The sequence below is a fragment of the Streptomyces sp. NPDC007264 genome (genome assembly GCF_042869095.1).
Taxonomy (GTDB): Bacteria; Actinomycetota; Actinomycetes; order Streptomycetales; family Streptomycetaceae; genus Streptomyces.
Genome location: NZ_JBIAFD010000006.1, coordinates 132,057 through 154,678, shown reverse-complemented (window position 1 = coordinate 154,678; position 22,622 = coordinate 132,057). Strand labels below are relative to the sequence as shown.

Here is a 22,622-nt window from a genome sequence, read left to right as displayed (position 1 = left end):
AATGTCTGCTAGTGGTGCAGCAGCGTTGGGAGCTCGTCTCTCGGAGATGTCCCTGCGGGTGGATATAGAGTCACGCTCACGTTCTTCACGTTTGAAAGGGTGATGTGGTGTATTCGCCAGGCGATAGACATGCGTCACGTGCTTGCCGGCGTAGGCTTTTTCTGGCCATTTTCCTTGCGGCCGCAATAGTGGTTCCCTCGGCGCTGAGTGCGCCTGCCGCCTCGGCGGTTGTGTCCTCGCCCGCTGCCTCTGCGGCATCTTCGGATCCGGTCGCTGACGGGTCGAAGAGCGAGGAGGACTATGCGCTCGAGCAGGCGGCATCCACCGGGCAGCCTTACGAGTTGGTATCGGCGCGGACGGAGTCGTCGGACACATGGGCTCTGCCGGATGGCTCGTGGTCGGTGGAGAGGTACGGCACCCCGGTGCGGATGCTGCGCGAAGGTGTCTGGATTCCGACCGATCCGACACTTGAGTTCACCGCGGACGGCCGGGTGTCGCCGAAGGCGTCGACTGTAGCGGTGTCCTTCTCCGGTGGTGGCTCCGGTGCTCTCCTGCGGGGTGTGAAGGACGGGCGGACTTTGTCTCTGACGTGGCCCAAACCGCTTCCCGAGCCGACGCTGTCAGGGAACGTGGCCACCTATGCCGAGGTTCTGCCCGGCGTGGATCTGCAGCTCAAGGCCGAGGTGGAGGGCTTCTCGCAACTGCTGGTGGTCAAGACCGCGGAGGCAGCGCGAAATCCTGAGCTGGCTTCGCTCACCTATCAGTTGGACACGGTGGGTGTGACGGTGTCCAAGGACGCGGAAACAGGCAGTCTCACGGCTGTAGATCCGGCTGGGCAGACGGTCTTCACCAGTCCCTCGCCCCTGATGTGGGACTCGACGACCATCACTTCGGCCGGTGGCACACTGAAGACCGCTGCCGCAGCCGTCGGCGAGGAGGCGCCCGCCGACCCGTTCGTGCCCCCACCCGGTGCACAGGACGCCCAGATGGCAACCACCGTGTCCGGTGACACCTTGGAGATAAAAACGGACCAGGAGCTGCTGAGCGGTACGGGTACCCAGTATCCGGTCTACATCGACCCTTCCTGGGCGTGGGGTGAGCGGCAGAACTGGACGCGGGTGTACAGGGCGTACCCCAACACCTCCTTTTGGAACACCAAGGAGGTCGTACGTGTCGGATACGAGGCCGAGACGGGCGGATCCGACCGTGTGTCCAGGTCCTTCTTCCAGCTGGACACGTCCAATCTGAAGGGTGCCATCGTCAAGTCGTCCACCTTCCGCATCCGCAACACCTGGTCGTGGTCGTGCCAGGATCGACCGGTCGAGCTGTGGTCTGTGGGAGCGATCTCGAAGAAGACCACCTGGAACAGGCAACCTGCCAAATACACCCGACTGGACACGGTCGACGACTCCAAGGGGTGGAGCAAGGACTGCGCCGCTGGCAACCTGGAGTTCGATGCGACCCCCAAGGTATCCGAGGCTGCCTCGGAGGGATGGTCCAGCGTAACGCTGGGGCTGTATGCCTCTGATGAGACGGACACCTACGGCTGGAAGAAGTTCGACGCGAAGACAGCCACTTTGGAGACCGTCTACAACTTCCCGCCCAAGGCGCCTGGGAAGCTCGGTACGAATCCCAGGACGTCATGCACCAGTGGCGGCCTCATCGGCAACACAAAGGTCAGCCTCTATGCGACCATCAAGGACAAGGACGCAGGCAACCTGACGGCCCGGTTCAGGGTGTTCAGGTCCGGCAGCACTACAGCCGTGGTCGACCAGTCCATCCCAGCTGCCAACGGCAAGGTTGCCACTCTTTCCGTTCAGGACGCCGATCTGCCCACCGGCGACTACACCTGGCAGGTTTCGGCCAAGGACAAGGAGGGCGCGGAGTCCGGGTGGTCACCAACCTGCAAGTTCTCTGTGGACCGCACCCGACCATCAAAGCCGCCCATCATCACATCCGACAACAATCAGTTCCCGCCGGGTGACGCCGGCTGGCCACCGGTCACCGGCAAGGCCCGCGAGGCCGGACGGTTCCTCTTCGCCGCCAACGGAGTTGCCGACGTCGATCACTATGTCTGGTACACCGACCAGGATCCGACCCTCCGCGACGCGGCTCCCGGCATCCCAGCCACCGTCATTCCGCCCGGCTACGGACCGCACTTCGTATACGCCTACAGCATGGACAAGGCCGGCAATCGCTCCGACACGGCGACCTATCTGTATTACGCCACCCGTTCGACCACACGCGACAAAGAGGGTGATCTGAACGGCGACGGGCAGCTCGACATCTGGAGCATCGACTCCAACGGCACCTTGCTGACCTATGCGGGCCAGGGCAACAGGGACTTCGCGGCGGCCACCAACGGCGGCGACCGGTCCTTCGCCGACGCCAGCGTCGACTCCCGCGGCGACTGGGGCCAGGACGGATACAACGACCTCGTCGCCCTGGAGTACGACCAAAACGATCAGCGGAAGAAACTGCGGACGTATCCCAACAACGGAACCGGCACGATCGACGATGCCTCGGTTGAGCTGACCGTCGCCTGCCCGGTGAAAGACCCGGACATCGGCTGCGACTACGGTGACGACTGGAACGGGGACGACCACTGGCATGACGCCGAACAGGTCATCTCCGCCGGAGACCTCAACGGCGACAGCCAGCCCGATCTGTTGGTCAAGCAGGACAATCAACTGTGGGCCTACTACGGCAACCGCAACACCCTCATGCTCGACAGCAGCCGCGAGCCCGTCCTCGTCGGCAACGGCGACTGGGACCAGTTCACCGTTATCGCCCCTGGCGACCTCAACAACGACCTCATCCCCGATCTATGGCTTCGCCACAACACCACCGGCGACCTCTACCGCGCCTACGGTGCCAAAGGCCCGAACGGCTACCTCGACCCCACCACCTGGGGCGCTGCAGACAAGCGCGTCAAGATCGGCACAGGATTCAAAGCCACCGCCTACCCCACCATCGGCTCCATCGGCGACATCGACGGGGACGGCTACGCCGACCTGTGGGCACGCACGGCCGACAACACCATGCGTGGCTGGCCCGGCAAGGCCCCCGGCTCCGACGGCACCGCCTTCGGAGCGTCCTACCTCATCGACGGCATCACCGGCGGCTCACACATTCCCCCCGGCACCACCCTCAACGCCGGTCAAACCTACGGCTCCCGCTCGATGAAACTCACCATGCGCGATGACGGCAACCTCGTCATCACCTCCAGCAGCAACACGGTCGTCTGGCAGACAGGGACCGCAGGCAACGCCGGGGCGAAGGCCGTCATGCAGACCGACGGCAACCTCACCGTCATCAGCGGCTCCGGCGCCAAACTCTGGAGCACCAACATGGTCAAGTCACCAGCACAAGGCCCCGGAACCGTCACACCGGAACTCACCGACAACGGCTACGCCATCCTGCAGGACCGCGGCAACCTGGTGCTCTACAACGCCAAAGGCCAGTCCGTATGGTCCAGCGGCACCGCGATCCGACACGACTACACCAACGACGGCCGCAGCGACATGGCCGACTGGTACGACTACGCCGACGGCCACGACGAACTGCACGTCTTTCCCGCCCTGTCCAACGGCGCCTTCGACGCCCCCAACCACGCCTGGCAGACCGCCGCCGGCAACTACTGGGCCGACCATATGAAACGCGTCACCGGCGACTTCAACGGCGACGGCACCAGTGACGTCGCCGCGTTCTACGGCTACGACGACGGCAAAGTCGCCCTGCGCACCTGGCTGGGCAACGGAGACGGCAGCTTCGCCGCTCCGTTCACCTCGTGGAGCACCGAACCCGGCAACTGGACGTTCGCGCACATCTACGCCCAAGCCGGAGACTTCAACGCAGACGGCCGGGACGACATCGCAGCCTGGTACGCGTACGGCGACGGCAGCGACAGACTCTTCACCTTCACCGCGAACACCAAGGGCGGCTTCAACTCTCCTTTCAGCTCTTTCTACCGTGCGGACGGCTGGGCCGCGGACCGGATGAAGTTCGCCACCGGTGACTACGACGGAGACGGCCGCGACGACCTCGGCGCCCTCTACGGCTACACCGACGGCACCGTCGCCCTGATCACCTTCCTCACCAAACCCACCGGCGGATTCAACGAGCCGATCCACGGCTGGGAATCAACCGGTTGGACCTTCGCCAACGCCAGCGTCTACTCCGGCGACTTCAACGGCGACGGCCGCGACGACATCGCCAGCTGGTATGACTACGGCGACGGCCACGACGCCGTCATCAGCTTCAACGCGAGTGACGTCGACGGCAAGTTCGGCAACCGACGGGAGATCCTCAGCATTCCAGCAGGTTCCTACGAACGTTCCCGCATGCAGCTTGTCACGGGCGACTACGACGGAGACGGTCGCGACGACCTCGCCACCCTCTACGGCTACGCCGACGGACGCGTGAAGACCATCACCTGGACCTCCAAACCCGACGGCACACTCAACGGCTCACTCCACAGCTGGGAAGCACCCGCCGGAAGCTGGACCTTCGACCGCATTCACATGATCGAGAGATACAGCCCCGCGTAAGCCCGACACGGGATGCCCCGCAACAGCGGGGCATCCCCCTGTAACTGTTCTGCGAAGTGCCGGACTCGCGCGGCGATCGGCGAACACGGACATCCGATGCGGTTGATCGAGGAGGCCACGGTGGTTCGGCCGTCCGTGGTCACTGCTGCCCCGTCAACTCCTTGTGGACGGCGAGCAGTTCGCCGACCGTCCTGCCGTCCGCGGGCCGCAGCGGCGGCCGGACCGGGCCGGACGGCAGGCCGAGTGCGCCGAGCAGGCCCTTGGCGGTCACGGTGCCCGGCAGCCCGGACGCCATCATCGACTCGATGAGTGGCAGGGCCCGTCGCTGTAGGCGCGCGGCCTCGGCCGTCCGGCCCGCGTCGAACGCGTCGAGGATCGCCCGGAACTGCCGCGGCGCGGCGTTGGCGACCGTGCTGATGTGACCGGCTCCGCCGATCGCGTACAGGGCGAGCACCTGCTCGTCACAGCCCGCGTAGTACGCCAACTCCGTGCGCGCCAGCACCTTCTGGGTGCCCAGCAGGTCGTACGCGCAGTCCTTGACCGCCACGATCCGCGGATGCTCGGCGAGCCGGATCATCGTCGCCGGCTCGATGCGGGTGCCGGTGCGGCCCGGGATGTCGTACAGCACGAGCGGCAGCCCGGAGCCGTCGGCGACCGCGCGGAAGTGGGCCTCGACGGCGTCCTGCGGGGGTCGGCTGTAGTACGGCGTGACCACCAGCAGGCCGTCCGCACCCGCCTTCTCGGCGGCGAGCGCGAGCTCCACGGTGTGCCGGGTGTCGGGGGTGCCGATGCCCGCCACGATCGACGCCCGTCCGCCGACCGCCTCGCGCACCGCCCGCACCAGCGCGGCCTTCTCGGTGTCCGTCGTGGTCGGCGACTCGCCCGTGGTACCGGAGAGCACCAGGCCGTCGCAGCCCTCGGCCACCAGCCGGTCGGCGAGCCGCTGCGCCCCGTCCAGGTCCAGCGCTCCGTCGTCGGTGAAGGGAGTGATCATCGCGCACAGGGCGCGGCCGAAGGGAGCGGAGGCACGGGCCGGTGTCGTCATGGCAGTAGTCTCGGCCGCCTCATTGTGTAGTTCCACTTAATTTTTCTTCAGGGTATTCATCAGTAATGCTGCAATGTTCATCATGACTCACCGACAACTTCGATCGACTGGACAAAAAAAGTTTTCGGTGGGACGGTGGAGTCATGTTGGACGTGACCGTGATCGAGGACCCCGAGGCCGCAGCCGTCTCGCTCGACCCCGTACGGGCCCGGCTGCTCGCCGAGCTGGCGGCGGGGCCCGCGTCGGCCGCCATGCTGGCCGGCCGGGTCGGGCAGCCCCGCCAGAAGGTGAACTACCACCTCAAGACCCTGGAGCGGCACGGCCTGGTCGAGCTGGCCGGCGAGCGCCGCAAGGGCAATGTCACCGAGCGGCTCATGCGGGCCACCGCCGCCTCGTACGTGATCAGCCCTCTCGCGCTGGCCTCCGTGCAGCCGGACCCGGACCGCTTCCGCGACCAGCTCTCCGCGCGCTGGCTGCTCGCCCTCGGCGCCCGGCTGGTGCGGGACGTGGGTTCGCTGATCACCGGCGCGGCCGCGGCCCGCAAGCGGCTGGCGACGTACGCGCTCGACGGTGAGGTGCGCTTCGCCTCCGCGGCCGACCGGGCCGCGTTCATCCAGGAGCTCACGGCGGGCGTCAGTGCCCTCATACGCAAGTACGACGCTCCGGAGACCGAGGGCGGGCGCGACCACCGGATCGTCGTGGCCGTCCACCCCGAGGTCAAGCCGCCGGTGGCCGGACCCCAGGACGCACCGTCCCCCGCCGCCGAGCTGAACCCCCCGACCGACACCCCCACTTGACGCGCAGGAGCCCCTCATGCCCAAGGAATTCGAGATCGCCCGCGAGTTCGAGGTCGACGCCACGCCGGAGCAGGTCTGGGAGGCCGTCACCCGCGGTACCGGCGGCTGGCTGTGGCCGATGGACGCCCCCGAGCCGCGCGAGGGCGGCAAGGGACCCTTCGGCTCCACGGTCACCGTGTGGGACCCGCCGCACCGCTACGTCAACCGCGTCGAGAACGTCGAGGGCATCGTCGAGCAGACCCTCAACCAGCTCGATCACACCATCGAACCGCGCGAGAGCGGCCGGCGCGCCTGGGTGCGCTACGTGCACAGCGGCATCTTCGTCGACGACTGGGACAACCAGTACGACGGCGCGAGCAAGCACACCGACTTCTACCTGCACACCCTGCGCGAGTACGTCACGCACTTCGCGCCCCGCCCGGTCGCCTTCACGACCCTGAACGGTCCCGAGGGGTCCAAGGCCGCCGACGCCCTCACCGCCGTGGAGCGGGCGCTGGGGATCGAGGACGCCGTCGAGCGCTCCACCGTCGTGGTCCGGGGCCCGGAGGGCCGCCTCTTCGACGCCGTGCTCGACTACCGCAACCCCTACTTCGTCGGGCTGCGCACCGACGACGCCCTCATTCGCTTCTTCGGGCGCAACCACTGGGGCGCGCCGGTCGGCATCAGCGTCCACGACTTCGCGCCCGGCGCCGATGCGAAGGCGGACGAGGCCGCCTGGCAGGGCTGGCTGGACGAGGTCTTCGCCTGACCTGCCCCGTACCCACGGGACGAGCCCGGCCCCCCGCACGACGGGGCCGGGCTCGTCGGCGCGGGAGGCCGGTGGCCGCTACGGCCGGAACCGCAGCACCTGCGGGTCGTGGTCGCTGATCTGGTCGTGGAACTCCGCGTTGATGTGCACGCTGTCGTAGTCGACGTCGCAACCGCGGCGGATCGAGGGGCTGACCAGGATCTGGTCCAGGACCTGGCTGTTGCCCTGGTAGTCGTACGTGTAACGCTCGCTCTTGCGCAGCGACTTGATCGCCGACCACAGCTCGCCGTCGCCCTCGAGGATCTTCGCGGTGTCGGAGAACTCGTAGTCGTTCATGTCGCCGAGCGCGACGACGTCGGCGTTCTTCTGCGTGTCCAGGATGTCCTTGACGAAGGCGTGCACCTCGGCCGCCTGGAGGTGGCGCTGGGTCTCCGAGCCGCGTGTCGGCGGCTGGTACTGGGAGTGCAGCGCCTGGTCGCCGCCCTTCGAGGCGAGGTGGTTGGCGATCACGAAGACCGTCCGCCCGCGGAAGACGAACTCGCCGACGAGGGGCTTGCGGCTGCTCTTCCAGGCGTCGCTCGCCGGGTCGATGCGGCCGGGGGACACCGTCAGCTGCGCCTTGCCGTGCACCTCGGTGACGCCCACGGCGGTCGTCGAGTCGCCGCCCGGGCGGTCGGTGAAGGAGACCCGCTGCGGGTTGAACAGGAAGACCTGGCGGATGTTGCCGCCCGGCTGGCCGCCGTCCTGGTCGTTGACCGGGTCGATGGAGCGCCAGTCGTAGTGCGGTCCGCCCGCCGCGACGATGGCGTCGACGAGCCTGCCCACCGTCTGGGAGGCGTCGACCGTGCCGTCGTCCGTCGCCCCGTTGTCGTCCTGGATCTCTTCCAGGGACACGATGTCCGGCGACTGCAGGTTGTTCACGATCGCGGAGGCGTGGGCCTCGAAGGTGGTGTCGGACGGGTCCAGGTTCTCCACGTTGTACGTCGCCACGGCCAGCTCCCCGCGGCCCTGCTTGCGGGTGGTCTCCCGCTGCAGACCGCCGCTCTCCAGGGTGCCGAGCTCCCTGGCGACGAGGGTGTAGCCGCCGTACTGGTTGTAGTCCAGCGGACCGGTGGTCGGGCCGGTGAGCGTGTCGCCGACGTTCGCCGTCGGGAAGCCGGCGGTCGGGCCCAGCGACTGGATCTGCAGCCGGCCGGTGTTCTGGGAGCGGTACGAGCCGTAGACCGTGCCGCCGCGGCGGTCGGCGTGCTCGTGCGGCTTCACCGTGACCCACAGCTCGCTGTACGCATCGGTGGCGGTGACCACGCGGGCGTCGGAGGCCTGGACGTTCATGCCCTCCAGGGACTCGTAGTGGTCCAGGGCGTACGTCGCCGGCTGCAGGGCGAGGCCGTTGATCGAGCCGTTCGCCGCCGTGTCGCCCGCCGGGGCGTACTCGGCCGGCACGGACTCGGCGTCGATGACGACCGGCGCCGGGAGCGCGTTGCCGCCGGAGAGCACCGTCACCGTCGGCTTGGTGATCTCCGTGACCGACTGGTTGCCGGACGAGGTGCCGCCGGGGACGTACTCGGAGACGGTGCCCGTCACGGTGACCGAGTCGCCGACGGCGACCTTCGGGGTGGAACTCGTGAAGACGAAGATCCCTTCACTGGTCGCCGGGTCGCCGTCCGGGTTCGGGTCCTGGACCCAGAACCCCTTGGACGAGCCGTAGGTCCGCACGCCCGTGACGATTCCGGCCACGTCCGTGACCTTCTGGCCCGCGAGCGGCGAGAGCCGCGTGGTGCCCTGGATGTCGTGGATGCGCACGGAGTCCGCGTGCGCCGGGGCGGTGAGGACCACGCCGGACACCGTGGAGCAGACGGCGGCGACGGTGAGCGCGGCGAGGCGCGCGGTGGACTTTCTCGGCAACGGGATCCCTCCGGGGACTTGCATGGGTGCCGGGACGAGGGTGGAGCGTGGAGCCGTGGGGCGACGACCGGCGGGGCGGTGGCGACGCGGGGAGAAGACGGAGACCTCGGTGAACAAGTGTCCGCCGACTTCTACGCGCGTCAATCTCCAGCCTGATCAAGGCACTTGTCAAGGTTTCAGCCATGTACGGCGGCCGAAGGGGAGATGAACCGGGCGGCATGGGTGGAAATCCGTCTAGGCTGAGCCGTGTGTTTCGGGGCGCCCCTCGGTCACTACGTACGTCTCAAGGAGACCCTGCCGATGTCAGACAGCTCCCCCTTGCCCCCGGTTCGGCTGCGCTCCGAAGCGGAGCTCGCGCGGGACGCGCTCGCCACGCCCCTGCTCTCCCGCGCCGCCCGGCTGGCCCGCTGGGCCGGCCCGGACACACGCGTCGGCACCGCGGGCGAGCTCGTCGAGGAGCAGCTGCCCGCGGCGGCCGAGGCCCTCGGGCTGGACGGTGAGGACGCCGCAGCCCTCGCCAGCGAGGCATGGCGGGTCGCCGTCGACACCGGCCTGGTCGAGGTCGCCGACGAGGAGGAGGGGACGGTCACCGCGGGCGCCGACCTCGCCCTGCTCACCTCCGGAAGCCCGCAGGACGTGCTCCGCGTGTGGCTCGAGGCGCTGGAGACCGTGCTGGCCGACGCGAGCGTGCCGGACCTCGGTGAGCTCGTCGACGCCATGGACGAGGGCGGCGAGATCGACTTCTCCTCCCTCGACTGGGACCCCGAGGCGGAGGCGGAGTTCCTCGACGGAGTCCTCGGCAACCTATACATCCTGACGGTCAGCGAGCAGGGACCCGGCGACAGTCCGGTGCCGCTGCCCGCCCTCGCCGCGTCGGTCCTGGTGCCCGACGGCATGGGCGAGCCCACGAACGACGTCCTGGAACAGGTGTCGGACGCGATGATGCGGCTCGACGAGCAGTTCAGGACCCTCGAGCCGGTCGGGCTGGTCGACTTCCAGCCCGTCGACGAGGCGCTGTTGGCCGACACCGACGAGGAACCCCCGGGCCCCGTCGACGAGGCGGACGTCACCCGGTACGGGATGGTGCGGCTGACCCCGCTCGGGCTGTTCGGGATGCGGGCCCGGCTGCTGGAGGCCGGGATGACCGCACCCGCGGTGGGCGAGTTCGCGGACAAGGGCGCCGACGCGCTGCTCGACGGCACGTCCGCGTTTCCGCCCGCGGCGGCACAGGCCGAGACGGAGCAGTGGCTGGCGTGTCGTGAACCGCTCGCGGCGACACGCGAACTGCTCGCGGCGGCACGCGGCTCCGACGCCGGCGCGCCGCTGCGCCGGCTGCGCTGTCAGCAGGCGCTCTCCCTGGTGGGGGCGGACGCGGAGCCTGCCCTGCGCGAGGTCCTGGACGATCCGGAACTGGGGGGCCTGGCGCGGGTCTGGCTCACCGAGCACGGCGCGGCCGACGTGCCCGTGCCGCCCGAGTCGATGGTCTTCTGGCTGACCATCGACACGCTGGCCGCGCAACTGGCGGCCGAGGGCAACTCGGCGGAACTGCAGGCGCTGGTGGAGGGCCTGGCGGCGCAGCACCGTGGTTTCTTCGCCACGGCGTGGCGGGTGGACCACCCGGCCACCCCGGAGGTCCTGGAGGCGATGGGGCGCCTGCACCCGGACAAGAAGGTCGCCAAGGAGGCACGGAAGGCGGCGTTCAAGGCCCGCTCCCAGCACGGCGGCTGAGGTCCGGCGGGGAACGCGGACAGGGCCGGCCGTCGGCGCGCCATCGGCCGGGGCACCGGTCCGGGCCACCGGGCGGTGCCCGTTCGGCGGGCGGACCGTTCCACACGACGTGACGGATTCACGGAAGGGCGCCCTCGTGTGTCGGGCGTCGTTCAACCGGCGTTCAGACGGGGGCGGCACCGTGTGCGGGCAACGAGGCCCCCGTCCACCCGACCGACTCACTCCCCTTCCCCAGGAGACAGCATGGCGCTCACCCGCAGGGACTTCGCCGGACGGGCCGCGCTCACCGGTGCCGGCATCGCCCTGGCCGGCAGCGTCGGAGCCCTCGCCACCGCGCCCCACGCCCTCGCGTCCACCGGCACCGAGACCGTGGGCGGCGAGGAGGACCGGCACGGCGGGATCGGCTACGGACCGCTGGTCCCCGACCCCCGGGGCCTGATCGCGCTGCCCGCCGGATTCTCGTACCGCGTCATCACCCGAAGCGGCGTCACCAGGCTGGAGTCCGGCGAGTACACCCCGTCCAACCACGACGGCACCGCCGCCTTCGACGGACCGCGCGGCGCCACCCTCCTCGTCAACAACCACGAACTCAAGGGCCCCCGCGCCGGCTGGGCCCACCCCGTGCCGCTCGCCGAGGGGCTCGTCTACGACCCGGCCGCGTCCGGCGGCTGCACCGTCGTGGAGGTCCGCCGCGACCACGTCGCCGAGTGGGTGGGCATCGCGGGCACCTCCACCAACTGCGCGGGCGGCACCACCCCCTGGGGCACCTGGCTCACCTGCGAGGAGACCGAGGACAGGGCCGGTGCGAACGGCATGACCAAGGACCACGGCTACGTCTTCGAGGTCGACCCCGCCGACCGGCGCGCCAACCGCGACCCCGAGCCCGTCAAGGCACTGGGGCGCTACGCCCACGAGGCCGTCGTCGTCGACCCCCGGCGCGGTCACCTCTACCTGACCGAGGACGCGTCCGGCCCCAACGGCCTGCTGTACCGCTGGACCCCGCCCGAGGGCTTCCGCCACGGCCGCGGCAGGCTGCGCACCCTCGCCGACGACGCGGGCCGCCTCCAGGCGTTCAAGTGCTTCGACTCCGGGGGCCGGTTCGTCGACGACCTCTCCCGCGCCACCAGGACGGGCACGGTCTACGGCGTCGACTGGATCGACGTGCCGGACCGCGACGCCGGGACGGTCTCCGTCCGCAAGCAGTTCGCCGCCGGGCAGATCACCCGCGCCCGCAAGCTGGAGGGCATGTGGTGGGGCGACTCGGGCGCGTACATCGTCTCCTCGTACGCCCGGGACGAGAGCCCCGGCCGGCACGACGGCCAGATCTGGTTCTACGACCCGCGGCGCCGCACCCTGACGCTCGCGGTCCTGCTGGGCGTGAACCCCGACCCCGCCGGGGAAGGCGCCTTCGACGGCCCCGACAACATCACCGTCTCCCCGTACGGCGGCCTGGTCGTCGCGGAGGACGGCGAGGGCGTCCAGCACCTCTTCGGCGCCACCGACAGCGGCCGCACCTACCCGATCGCCCGCAACGAACTGAACATCGGCACAGCAGAGAACCCGGAATACAGCGAGTTCACGGGCGTCACCTTCTCGCCCGACGGCAGGACCCTGTTCGCGAACATCCAGGAGCCGGGCATCATGCTGGCCGTCACCGGGCCCTGGAAGCGCCAGCCGCGCGACCGGACTGTGCGCGAGGATTAATTCGTTCGCCCCCTCTGCGGCCGCCTCCTACAGTGATGCACGTCCAGGTGCGAAGGCAGGACCTACTTCCACTCATAATGGGGCGGCCGCGGGTTCGAGTCCCGCCACCGGTACTACGGGCCGGTGTAGCTCAGGGGCAGAGCACCTGTGTCGGTTCCGCCGACTTCGATCTCTGGACACCACAACTCCATGCACCTCCCGGTGCGCAGGCCGCGGCTACTTCTTTGCAACAGATTCACGCCGCAGCCGAATTGATCTCGGGAGGCGCAGCATTTGGTGGGTGCCCGGTGCGCAGGTGACGGGTACTTCGGGATCAGGTCTGTTGCGGGTTCGAGTCCCGTCGTCGGCTCAAGGCCGATGTGGCGGAAAGGGAAGACGCGCCTGGGTATGTCCCGTCGCCGATCCCCGTTCTCGGGCACCCTCCTTCTGCCGCGCCTCCCTCCTGAACGGAAACGGAATTCGGGGGAATTCACCATGGCGCGATTCAACACCAAGGCGGCCAAGGCGCAGCCCACCTCGCGTATCACCTCGACGGGGCGCGTGCTGCGCACGTACGAGGGCGGCCGCGGCCATGAGCGCGACGCGCGCTCCGAGCTTTTTCTGCTCGCGGTCTCCCACTTCGTCTCGCAGCAGACCTTCTACGAGTCCGGCGCCGACCGCGACGACCGGTTCGCCCGGCTCGTGCGCGAACTCGCCGTCGCCGACCCGTCGTGGACCGCTGGTCTGCTCGGCTGGCTGCGCGGCGAGGGGAACCTGCGGACCGCGTCGATCGTGGGCGCGGCCGAGTACGTGAAGGCGCGGCTCGACGCCGGTGCCACCGACGGCCCCTCGAACCGGCAGGTCGTGGACTCCGTCCTGCGGCGCCCCGACGAGCCCGGCGAACTGCTCGCCTACTGGACCTCGGTGTACGGCCGGGCCGTTCCCAAGCCGGTCAAGCGTGGGATCGCCGACGCCGTGCGGCGCCTGTACCACGGCAAGGCGCTGCTGAAGTACGACACCGCGTCGAAGGGCTACCGCTTCGGTGACATCCTCAACCTGGTGCACGCTGCGCCCGACCCCGGAAAGCCGTGGCAGGGCGAGCTGTTCCGGTACGCCCTGGACCGTCGGCACAACCCCGACACGGCCGTGCCGCCCGCGTCGAGCAGCGTGCTCACGGCCCACCGCGAGCTGATGGCGCTCCCCGTCCCGCAGCGGCGCGCGGTCGTCACGGATCCCGGTGGCGCCGAGCGCCTCGCGGCCGCCGGCATCACCTGGGAGGCGCTGACGGGCTGGCTGCAGGGCCCGATGGACAAGGCGGCCTGGGAGGCCGTGATCCCGTCGATGGGTGCGATGGCGCTGGTGCGCAACCTGCGGAACTTCGACGAGGCCGGTGTGTCCGACGCGGTGGCGGCGCAGGTCGCGGCGCGGATCAGCGATCCCGCCGAGGTCGCGCGCTCGCGGCAGTTCCCGTTCCGGTACCTCGCCGCCCATCGGCACGCGCCGTCGCTGCGCTGGGCGTACCCGCTGGAGCAGGCGCTCGGCCACTCGCTGGCCCAGGTGCCGGCACTGCCCGGCCGGACCCTGGTGCTCGTGGACCGCTCGGGCTCGATGTTCTACTCGCGGCTGTCGGACCGCTCGGAGCTGAACCGCGCCGACGCGGCGGCGATCTTCGGTACGGCCCTGGCGCTGCGGGCGGCGCAGGCGGATCTGGTGGAGTTCGGGACCTCCAGCGCCAAGGTGACGTTCCGCAAGGGCGAGTCGGTGCTGAAGATCCTGGAGCGCTTCGGCGACCTGGGCGGCACCGACACCACCGGCGCGGTGCGCCGGCACTACCGCGCACACGACCGGGTGCTGATCGTCACGGACGAGCAGTACGCGTACAACCGGCACGGCGACCCCACCGAGCAGATCCCGTCGCACGTGCCGGTCTACACCTGGAACCTGGCCGGGTACCGGGCGGGGCACGGCCCGTCCGGGAAGGGCAACAGGCACACCTTCGGGGGTCTGACGGACGCGGCCTTCCGCATGGTCCCGCTGCTGGAGGCGGTGCGGGACGCCGACTGGCCCTGGGCCGCCTGACCGCGGTCCCCCGCCCGGGCGGAGCCAGGAGCGGGGGCGTGCCGGGCGTCACGGCGGGGCGAACGCCGCCCGCGGGGGCACCCGGCCGGGCGGCGGTCGGGCAGCGGCGGTCGGACAGGGGCGGTCGGGCAGCAGCGGTCCGCCGCCTGCCGCGGCTCCCCGCTCCGGCGGCCCCCGGCGGCCGGGGCGAGGTGATCACGAACGCCGACACCAGCAGGGCGGCCAGCGCGGTCAGGCAGCCGACGCCGAACGCGCGGGCCGAGCCCTCGGCCAGGATCTCGGCCGGGGTGCCGGTGGCGTGCCGGGTAGCCGTGCCGAAGACCGTGACCAGGACGGACAGACCGAGAGTGCCGCCGAGCCACTGGAGGGTCTGCAGCAGACCGGAGGCGGCGCCGGCCTCACCCGGCCGCACACCGGCGAGGACGGTCGCGTTGAGCGGCATGAAGCTCAGCCCGACGCCGAGGCCCAACAGCAGCAGCGGGCCGAGCAGTCCCGTGGCGTAGCCCTCGCCGGGGCGCAGCCGCCACAGCCACCCGGCCGCGACGGCGACCAGCGTCATGCCGGTCAGCAGCACCGGCTTGGCGCCGAAGCGTCCCAGCAGCCGCGGCACGAGGCGGACGGTGGTGAACATGACCAGGGTCATCGGCAGGAAGGCGAAGCCCGCGCGCAGCGGGCTGTAGTGCAGGACCTGCTGGCTGATCAGGGTGAGGAAGTAGAACGCCCCGAACATGCCCGCGGGCAGCAGCAGGACACCCGCGTAGCCGCCCGCGCGGTTGCGGTCGGCCAGCAGCCGCAGCGGCATGATCGGCTGGCCGGCCCGGGACTCGATCAGGACGAAGGCCGTGAGCAGGGCCGCCGCCGCGCCGAAGCCGAGCTGTGCCGGGGTGTCGCTCCAGTCCTGCTCGGAGACGCGGAGGAACGCGTAGACGAGCGAGGTGGTGCCGGCCGTGCCGGTGAGCGCGCCCGCGGCGTCGAACCGGCCCGTGTGGCGGGGGGTCTCGGTGACGAAGCGGGAGAGGCCCAGCGCCACCGCGGCACCGATCGGCACGTTGATCAGCAGGGCCCAGCGCCAGGACGCCCAGGAGGTCAGCATGCCGCCGAGCACGAGGCCCACGGAGGCGCCGATGCCGGCCATGGACGAGTAGACGCTGAGGGCGTGGTGCCGTCGCGGCCCCTCGGGGAAGTGGGTGGTGATCAGGGCGAGGGTGCTGGGCGCGGTGAGGGCGGCGCCGACGCCCTGGAGGGCGCGGGCCGTCAGCAGCCAGGTGCTCTCGGTGGCGAGGCCGCCGAGGAGGGAGGAGAGGGCGAAGAGCAGCACCCCCGCGGTGAGGGTGCGCCGGCGGCCGGCGATGTCCCCGACCCGCCCGCCGAGCAGCAGCAGTCCGCCGAAGGCGAGGGTGTAGGCGTTGAGCACCCACGACAGGCCGGTGCGGCTGAAGCCGAGGTCCTGTTGGATGTCGGGCAGGGCGACGTTGACGACGGTGGAGTCGACCCCGACCATCAGGTAGGCGGTGACGACGACGAAGAGGACGGTGCCGAGCCTGGCGGGTTGCTGTGGTGCGGACGGCGCGTCGGCGGTCGTGGACGGTGCGGACGGGGTGGACGGGGTGGACATGAGTTCTCCCGGTCTGGCGTCCCCGGGCACGACGGATGCGGGCAGCGCGGAGGTACGGTGCGGGAGCGGCACGAGCCGCCCGCGAAAGAACCGGGGACTGTCTCCGTTTAGTGCTCGATAAGATACGGAGAGGGTCCCCGGTTCGCAAGGAGTATCTGGATGCCGCAGGTCAAGCCCATGCGAGCGGACGCCCGTCGCAACTACGAGCGGTTGCTGAAGGCGGCCGCCGCCGCGTTCGCCGAGCATGGTGAGAACGCGTCGCTCGATGACATCGCCAAGCGCGCGGGCGTCGGGTCCGGCACGCTCTACCGGCACTTCCCGACGCGCCAGGCGCTGCTGGAGGCGGCCTACGTCGACCGGATCGAGGCGATCGCCGCGCGGGCCGACGAGATCGCGAAGGAACTGCCGCCGGGCGAGGCGCTGGTGGAATGGCTCCACGAACTGTGCGTCGGAACCGTTCAGGTGCGCGGCCTCAAGGCGCTGCTGGGATCGGCCGTCACGGACGGCAGTTCGGCCGCCGTCACGGCCTGCGGCACCTCCATGAAGGGGGCGGCCGCGCGGCTGGTCGAGGCGGCGCAGCACGAGGGCTCCCTGAGGGCGGACGTCGAGCCGGTCGAGATCCTCCGGCTGGCGCACGGGGTGGCGACGGCGTCCGAGCTCGCCGACGGTCAGGGCACCCACATCCGCCGCTATCTCTCGCTGCTGACGGAGGGTCTGCGGCCGTAGGGGCAGGGCACACGGCCGCCGCACCCGCCGCACCCGCCGCACCCGCCGCACCCGCCGCACCCGCCGCACCCGCCGGACCCGGCCCGGGGCCCGGCGGGTGCCTTACGGCCGCCTACAGTGCCTGCGCCGCCGGCTGCACCATGTTCCGCACCGTGCGGGCCTTGACGAAGTCGCCCATGGCCGTCATCTCCCACTCCCCGGAGAACTGCCTGATGAGCTTGGCCATCATCACGCCCGTCTGCGGCTCGGCGCCCGTGAGGTCGAAGCGGACCAGTTCCTGGTCGGTCGCGGCGTCCACGAGGCGGCAGTACGCCTTGGCGACCTCCGTGAACTTCTGCCCGGAGAAGGAGTTCACGGTGAACACCAGCCCCGTGACCTCCTGCGGAAGGCGTCCGAGGTCGACCGCGATGACCTCGTCGTCGCCGGCGCCCTCACCCGTGAGGTTGTCGCCGGAGTGCTTGACGGCGCCGCCGAGGATGGTCAGCTTGCCGAAGTAGCAGCTGTCGATGTGGTTGCGCTGCGGGCCGTACGCGATCACGGACGCGTCCAGGTCGATGTCCTTCCCGCGGAAGGCGGGCTCCCAGCCGAGGCCCATCTTGACCTGGGACAGCAGCGGACGGCCGCCCTTGACGAGGGAGACGGTCTGGTTCTTCTGGAGGCTGACCCGGCCCTTGTCCAGGTTGATCTTCCCGCCGCCGCCGGGGGCCTGCGCGGGCGGGGCCGGAGGCGCGGCGGGCATCGGGGGAGCGGCCGGCGTGGCGACCGGGGGTTGCGCGGCGGGCGCGGGCGGCGCCACGGGCTGTGCGGGCGCGGCCGGTTCCTCCACCGTGACCCCGAAGTCGGTGGCGATGCCCGCCAGTCCGTTCGCATACCCCTGGCCGACCGCGCGGGCCTTCCACGCGCCGCCCCGCAGATAGATCTCCACGACCACCAGAGCCGTCTCGGTGCCGAGCTGCGGGGGAGTGAACGTGGCCAGGACGCTGTTGTCGTCCGCGTTGCGGATCGTGGCCGTCGGCTCGATGCCCTGGAAGGTCTGTCCCGCGGCGTCCGGGCTCGCGGTGACGACGATCTTCTCGATGCCCCCGGGCAGCGCACCGGTGTCGACCGTGATCGAGTCGGGGCTCGTGCCGCCGCCGGAGCGGTAGGTGACGCCGGGGCCCGCGGGCTGGTTGTAGAAGATGAAGTCGTCGTCGGAGCGCACCTTGCCGTCGGCGGTGAGCAGCAGGCCCGATACGTCGAGCCGCACCGGGGCGGCGACGTCCACCGTCACGCGGGCGGCGGACAGAGGGATGTTCGAGCCGGGGGTCATAGCGGTCATGCCTGGGGTAACGAGCGAGGGCGCTTTACCGTTCCCTTACCTACCACCGGATGGCCGACGCGGCCGCCCCCGGCCCCCTACGGCACCACCACGATCTTCCGGCCCACCCCCGCCGCGAACTGCTCCAGCGCCTGCGGATACCGCTCCAGCGGAAGGCGGTCGCTGATGAACACCCCCGGGTCGAGCACCCCGCCCGCGAACAGTTCGGCCGCGCGCTCGAAGCTGTGCAGCACGGCCATCGACCCGGTGATGGTGATCTCCTGGTTGTAGATGCGGTACGGGTCGATCGAGACCCGCGTCGCGTAGTCCGCCACGCCGAACTGCAGGAACGTGCCCGCCTTCGCCACCCGCCCGAGGCCGTCCTGGATCGCCGCCGCGTTGCCCGTGGCGTCCACCACCAGGTCCCAGCCCTGCGGGCGGTCCAGGTCGTCCGCGCTCGCCGCGGACGCGGACACGCCCAGCTGCCGCGCCGTCCGAAGACGGTCCGGGTTCACGTCCACCACGTCCACGCTCGCCGCGCCGGTCCGCTTCGCCAGCTCCAGCATCATCAGGCCCATCGTCCCGGAGCCGTAGATCAGGACGTGCGAGCCCAGGCGGGACCGGAGGACGTCGTAGCCCCGGACCGCGCAGGACAGCGGCTCGATCAGCGCCGCGTCCTGGGTGGCGACGTGCTCGGGGAGCTTCACGCAGTTCGCCACCGGGGCCAGCGCGTACTGTGCCGCACCGCCGGCCGTCGTCACACCGATCGCCGCCCACCGCTCGCAGAGGTTGCTGTGGCCGGTACGGCAGTACCGGCACTCGTGGCAGTACAGGGACGGATCCACGGCCACCCGGTCGCCGACCGAGACCTCGGTGACGCCGGTGCCCACCCCGACCACCTCGCCCGCGAACTCGTGGCCCGGCACGATCGGCAGCGCGGGCGCGAACTCGCCCCGGAGGATGTGCAGATCCGTACCGCACAGACCGCAGGCCGCGACCTCGACGACGACCTCGCGGGGCCCGGGCGTCGGGTCCGGGACCCGGGAGACGACGGCGCGGCCCACGGACTCGATGACGGCGGCCTTCATTTGACGGCTCCCAACGACAGGCCCTGGACCAGCTTGTCCTGGGCGGCGAACCCCGCGGCGAGCACCGGCAGGGAGATGACGAGCGAGGCGGCGCACACCTTCGCCAGGAACAGTCCCTGACTGGTGATGAAGGTGGTCAGGAAGACGGGGGCCGTCTCGGCCACCACTCCGGTGAGCACCCGGGCGAAGAGCAGCTCGTTCCAGCTGAAGATGAAGCAGATCAGCGCGGTGGCGGCGATACCGGGCAGGGCGATCGGGGCCACCACACGGCCCAGCACCGTCGGCAGCCGGGCGCCGTCGATCTGCGTCGCCTCGATGACCGCGACCGGCACCTCGGACAGGAAGGACTGCATCATCCACACCGCGATCGGCAGGTTCATGGCGGTGTAGAGCACGACCAGCGCCCACACATTGTCGAGCAGCCCGGCGTTCTTGGCGAAGAGGTAGATCGGCAGCAGGCCCGCCACCGCCGGCAGCATCTTGGTGGACAGGAAGAAGAACAGGACGTCGGTCCACTTCCGCACCGGCCGGATGGACAGCGCGTACGCGGCCGGCAGCGCCAGGAGCAGGGTGAGCGCGGTGGAGGCCACCGACGCCGTCGTCGAGTTGATCAGCGAGGGCCAAGGGCTGGCGCCCGAGTCCAGGCCGAAGAACTCGCGGTAGCTGTCCAGGGTGAGGGAGGCGGTGAGGGAGGGCGGGTTGGTCGCCGCGTCCGCCTCCGAGTGGAAGGACGTCAGGGCCATCCAGAGGAGGGGCAGCACGAACAGCAGGCCCGCCAGCCAGGCGGCCACACCGAGGGCGCTGCCCTTGAGTCCGGGGCCGGAGCGGATCGTTCGCGGTGCGCGGGGACGCGGTCGGGCGGTGGCCGGGGCGGTCATGCGCGGGACACCTCCTCACGGAACAGGGACGACACGACGCGCAGGGCGAAGGTCGCCAGGACGATGGAGCCGATGACGACGAGGACGCCGGCCGCGGAGGCGAGACCGTTCTCGTGCGCCTGGTAGAAGGTCTGGTAGACGGTGTACGGCAGGTTCGCGGTGCCCAGGCCGCCGGAGGTGATGGTGAACACCGCGTCGAAGTTCTGCACGATGTAGATCGAGCCGAGCAGGACGCCCAGTTCGAGGTAGCGGCGCAGATGCGGCAGCGTGATGTGCACGAACACCTGCCAGTCGCCCGCGCCGTCCATCCGGGCCGCCTCGACCAGTTCCGGGTCGCGGCTCTGCAGCCCGGCCAGCAGGATCAGCATCATGAAGGGCGTCCACTGCCACACCAGCGACGCCTCGACCGCCGTGAGCGGCATGTCGGAGATCCAGTCCGGCTGGGGCGCGCCGTTTCCCCCGACCCAGTGCAGCACGCCGTTGAACAGGCCGTACTCGGGGTTGAAGAGCACGTGCTTCCACAGCAGGGCGGCCGCGATCGGCACCAGCAGGAAGGGTGCGATGAGCATGGTGCGGACCACGGCCCGGCCACGGAAGCGGCGGTCGAGCAGGAGGGCGAGCAGCAGCCCGAGCAGAAGGCTGACGAGCACCACGGTGACGGTCAGCAGGACGGTCGTCCACACCGACTTGCGCAGCTCCGGTGTGCTCAGGACCTCGGAGTAGTTGCCGAGGCCGGTGAAGCGGCGGTCGTCCGGGTACAGCGCGTTCCAGTCGAAGAACGAGATCACCAGGGTCGCCACGAACGGCAGTTGCGTCACGGCGATCATGAAGATCAGCGCGGGCAGCAGAGGGGCCCGGGTGGCCCATGCGCGCATGCGGTTCGGCGGCCGGGTCGCCGGCCGCACGGAGGCGGCGGCGACCCCGGGGGAGGCGGTCGCGGTCATGATCCCTCGTACTTCCTGCCGACGGCCTCGGCGTACTGCTGCGACTTGTCCAGCGCGCTGTCCACGGACTGCCGGCCGGCGATGGCGGAGCTGATCTCCTGGGAGACCTTGGTGCCCAGGTCGGTGAACTCCGGGATGCCGACGAACTGGATGCCCGGCGCGGGACGGGGCTGCACGCCCGGGTCCTGCGGCCTGGCGCCCGCGATGGCGTCCCGGGTGACGTCGGCGAAGGCGGCCGCCTCCTGGTGGTACTGCGGGATGGCATAGGTCGACGTGCGCTTGCCGGCGGGCACGTCGGCCCAGCCGGCCGTGCTGCCGACGAGCTTCTCGTAGCCCTTGCCGGACGCCCAGGAGATGAACTTCCAGGCGTCGTCGGCGTGCGTGGACGCCTTCTGGATGCCCCACGCCCAGGTGTAGAGCCAGCCGGAACTCTCCGTCTTCTCGACCGGAGCCGGTACGTAGCCGATCCTGCCCTTGACCGGGGAGCCGGAGGCCTCCAGCGAGCCCGCGCCACTCGTGGCGTCGTACCACATCGCCGTCTTGCCCTGCGTCATGTTGTTCAGGCACTCGGCGAAGCCGGACTGCGCGGCGCCCGACTCCCCGTGCCTGCGGACCAGGTCGACGTAGAACTGCGTGGCCCGCCGGAACTCCTCGGAGTTCAGCCGGGCCTTCCAGTCCTTGTCGAACCAGGTGCCGCCGAAGGTGTTGACGACGGTGGTCAGCGGCGCCATCACCTCGCCCCAGCCGGGCAGTCCGCGCAGGCAGATGCCCTTCATGCCGGGCTCGGCGCCGTCCGCCTCGGCGGCCAGGCCGGCGACCTGCTGCCAGGTGGGCCTGGCCGGCATGGTCAGGCCCTTCTTCCGGAAGACGTCCTTGCGGTACATCAGGAAGGAGGACTCGCCGTAGAAGGGCTCGCCGTAGAGCTTGCCGTCCGCGGCGGTGAGGGCCTGCCGCATCGGGGCGAGGACGTCCTGCTGGTCGAAGGCGGCGTCGCTCTTCACGTACGAGTCGATCGGGTGGAGCCAGCCGTTCTTGGCGTAGATGGGGATCTCGTAGTTGCTGAGCGTGGCGACGTCGTACTGGCCGGCCTGGTTGGCGAAGTCCTGGCTGATCTTGTCCCTGACGTCGTTCTCCGGCAGGACGGTGAAGTTCACCTTGATCCCGGTGTCCTTGGTGAAGTGACCGGCGGTGAGCTTCTGCAGCTCCAGCATCTGCGGGTTGTTCACCATCAGGACGTTGACGGAGTGGGCGGAGGAGCCGCCGCCGGCGCCGCCGGCGCCCGAACAGGCGGCGAGCAGCGGGGTGATCAGCGTTCCTGCGGCGGCCACGGCAAGCAGGGTGCGGGGCGTTCGTCGGCTCTGGCTTCGCATGGGGTGCTCCTGGTCGCTCATGGGTGGTCGACACCGGAAGCCGACGGATGTCGGCGGTGCGAGGGTGTGCGGGGTCCGCCGTGCGGCTCGCCGGGGGCGGCGGGCGTACGGTCGGGGAGGGGTGTGCGGACGGTCGGGGAGGGGTGTGCGGTTGTCCGAAGGGCGGCCG

14 protein-coding genes and 1 pseudogene are annotated in these 22,622 nt (G+C 70.4%); 7 read left to right on the top strand and 8 right to left on the bottom strand.

What is annotated here, in order from left to right; genetic code table 11:
- The first annotated feature begins 230 nt into the window (after positions 1-230).
- Entirely contained in the window at positions 231-4,550 is a 4,320-nt protein-coding gene (locus tag ACFYMU_RS12155; protein WP_388371775.1) for an FG-GAP-like repeat-containing protein, read from the top strand.
- A gap of 139 nt (positions 4,551-4,689) precedes the next feature.
- Here ACFYMU_RS12155 and dapA read toward each other — a convergent pair whose 3' ends face one another.
- Complete coding sequence (dapA, locus tag ACFYMU_RS12150; protein ID WP_388371773.1) at positions 4,690-5,595, bottom strand: 4-hydroxy-tetrahydrodipicolinate synthase; 906 nt, start codon at positions 5,593-5,595, stop codon at positions 4,690-4,692.
- 143 nt (positions 5,596-5,738) lie between these two features.
- On the opposite strand from dapA, the gene ACFYMU_RS12145 reads away from it, so the two are divergent.
- Both ACFYMU_RS12145 and ACFYMU_RS12140 read left to right on the top strand, forming a co-directional pair.
- Complete coding sequence (locus tag ACFYMU_RS12145) at positions 5,739-6,392, top strand: ArsR/SmtB family transcription factor (protein WP_388371770.1); 654 nt, start codon at positions 5,739-5,741, stop codon at positions 6,390-6,392.
- Positions 6,393-6,408: 16 nt separating this feature from the next.
- On the top strand, positions 6,409-7,140 hold the full coding sequence (locus ACFYMU_RS12140) for an SRPBCC domain-containing protein (RefSeq protein ID WP_388371768.1): 732 nt from the start codon (positions 6,409-6,411) through the stop codon (positions 7,138-7,140).
- A 78-nt stretch (positions 7,141-7,218) separates the two neighbouring features.
- Here ACFYMU_RS12140 and ACFYMU_RS12135 read toward each other — a convergent pair whose 3' ends face one another.
- Entirely contained in the window at positions 7,219-9,045 is a 1,827-nt protein-coding gene (locus tag ACFYMU_RS12135) for an endonuclease/exonuclease/phosphatase family protein (protein ID WP_388371765.1), read from the bottom strand.
- Positions 9,046-9,345: 300 nt separating this feature from the next.
- Between ACFYMU_RS12135 and ACFYMU_RS12130 the strand changes: the two genes are divergently transcribed.
- From ACFYMU_RS12130 to ACFYMU_RS12120, 3 genes are all read left to right on the top strand, one after another.
- On the top strand, positions 9,346-10,773 hold the full coding sequence (locus ACFYMU_RS12130) for a hypothetical protein (protein ID WP_388371762.1): 1,428 nt from the start codon (positions 9,346-9,348) through the stop codon (positions 10,771-10,773).
- Positions 10,774-11,016: 243 nt separating this feature from the next.
- Positions 11,017-12,477 carry an alkaline phosphatase PhoX gene (locus tag ACFYMU_RS12125; protein ID WP_388371759.1) on the top strand — a complete coding sequence of 487 codons (1,461 nt, stop codon included), beginning with the start codon at positions 11,017-11,019 and terminating at the stop codon, positions 12,475-12,477.
- A 474-nt stretch (positions 12,478-12,951) separates the two neighbouring features.
- The gene (locus ACFYMU_RS12120; RefSeq protein ID WP_388371756.1) at positions 12,952-14,535 is read left to right on the top strand and encodes a TROVE domain-containing protein; all 1,584 of its coding nucleotides are present in this window, start codon (positions 12,952-12,954) and stop codon (positions 14,533-14,535) included.
- Positions 14,536-14,704: 169 nt separating this feature from the next.
- Here the strand turns inward: ACFYMU_RS12120 and ACFYMU_RS12115 are convergent.
- Positions 14,705-16,150: pseudogene (locus ACFYMU_RS12115) on the bottom strand (MFS transporter); the annotation flags it as partial.
- A gap of 159 nt (positions 16,151-16,309) precedes the next feature.
- On the opposite strand from ACFYMU_RS12115, the gene ACFYMU_RS12110 reads away from it, so the two are divergent.
- Entirely contained in the window at positions 16,310-16,876 is a 567-nt protein-coding gene (locus ACFYMU_RS12110; RefSeq protein ID WP_388371753.1) for a TetR/AcrR family transcriptional regulator, read from the top strand.
- A gap of 112 nt (positions 16,877-16,988) precedes the next feature.
- Here the strand turns inward: ACFYMU_RS12110 and ACFYMU_RS12105 are convergent, their stop codons facing one another.
- From ACFYMU_RS12105 to ACFYMU_RS12085, 5 genes are all read right to left on the bottom strand, one after another.
- Positions 16,989-18,185 carry a TerD family protein gene (locus ACFYMU_RS12105; RefSeq protein WP_388372228.1) on the bottom strand — a complete coding sequence of 399 codons (1,197 nt, stop codon included), beginning with the start codon at positions 18,183-18,185 and terminating at the stop codon, positions 16,989-16,991.
- 86 nt (positions 18,186-18,271) lie between these two features.
- Positions 18,272-19,261, bottom strand: a complete 990-nt coding sequence (locus ACFYMU_RS12100) for a zinc-dependent alcohol dehydrogenase family protein (protein WP_388371750.1) — start codon at positions 19,259-19,261, stop codon at positions 18,272-18,274.
- Positions 19,258-20,139 carry a carbohydrate ABC transporter permease gene (locus ACFYMU_RS12095; RefSeq protein WP_388371747.1) on the bottom strand — a complete coding sequence of 294 codons (882 nt, stop codon included), beginning with the start codon at positions 20,137-20,139 and terminating at the stop codon, positions 19,258-19,260. The genes ACFYMU_RS12100 and ACFYMU_RS12095 overlap by 4 nt, the downstream gene beginning before the upstream one ends.
- Positions 20,136-21,083, bottom strand: coding sequence for a carbohydrate ABC transporter permease (locus ACFYMU_RS12090; RefSeq protein ID WP_388371744.1), 948 nt, complete (start codon positions 21,081-21,083; stop codon positions 20,136-20,138). Before ACFYMU_RS12090 ends, ACFYMU_RS12095 begins: the two co-directional genes overlap by 4 nt.
- Positions 21,080-22,453, bottom strand: coding sequence for an ABC transporter substrate-binding protein (locus ACFYMU_RS12085; protein ID WP_388371741.1), 1,374 nt, complete (start codon positions 22,451-22,453; stop codon positions 21,080-21,082). The genes ACFYMU_RS12090 and ACFYMU_RS12085 overlap by 4 nt, the downstream gene beginning before the upstream one ends.
- Positions 22,454-22,622: the final 169 nt, after the last annotated feature.

Coding starts and splice junctions, on each gene's coding strand:
- ACFYMU_RS12105 (WP_388372228.1), bottom strand. CDS start 18,185: ATGACCCCCGGCTCGAACATCCCTCTGTCCGCCGCCCGCGTGACGGTG.
- ACFYMU_RS12085 (WP_388371741.1), bottom strand. CDS start 22,453: ATGCGAAGCCAGAGCCGACGAACGCCCCGCACCCTGCTTGCCGTGGCC.
- ACFYMU_RS12125 (WP_388371759.1), top strand. CDS start 11,017: ATGGCGCTCACCCGCAGGGACTTCGCCGGACGGGCCGCGCTCACCGGT.
- ACFYMU_RS12095 (WP_388371747.1), bottom strand. CDS start 20,139: ATGACCGCCCCGGCCACCGCCCGACCGCGTCCCCGCGCACCGCGAACG.
- ACFYMU_RS12130 (WP_388371762.1), top strand. CDS start 9,346: ATGTCAGACAGCTCCCCCTTGCCCCCGGTTCGGCTGCGCTCCGAAGCG.
- ACFYMU_RS12100 (WP_388371750.1), bottom strand. CDS start 19,261: ATGAAGGCCGCCGTCATCGAGTCCGTGGGCCGCGCCGTCGTCTCCCGG.
- ACFYMU_RS12145 (WP_388371770.1), top strand. CDS start 5,739: ATGTTGGACGTGACCGTGATCGAGGACCCCGAGGCCGCAGCCGTCTCG.
- ACFYMU_RS12110 (WP_388371753.1), top strand. CDS start 16,310: ATGCCGCAGGTCAAGCCCATGCGAGCGGACGCCCGTCGCAACTACGAG.
- dapA (WP_388371773.1), bottom strand. CDS start 5,595: ATGACGACACCGGCCCGTGCCTCCGCTCCCTTCGGCCGCGCCCTGTGC.
- ACFYMU_RS12090 (WP_388371744.1), bottom strand. CDS start 21,083: ATGACCGCGACCGCCTCCCCCGGGGTCGCCGCCGCCTCCGTGCGGCCG.
- ACFYMU_RS12120 (WP_388371756.1), top strand. CDS start 12,952: ATGGCGCGATTCAACACCAAGGCGGCCAAGGCGCAGCCCACCTCGCGT.
- ACFYMU_RS12140 (WP_388371768.1), top strand. CDS start 6,409: ATGCCCAAGGAATTCGAGATCGCCCGCGAGTTCGAGGTCGACGCCACG.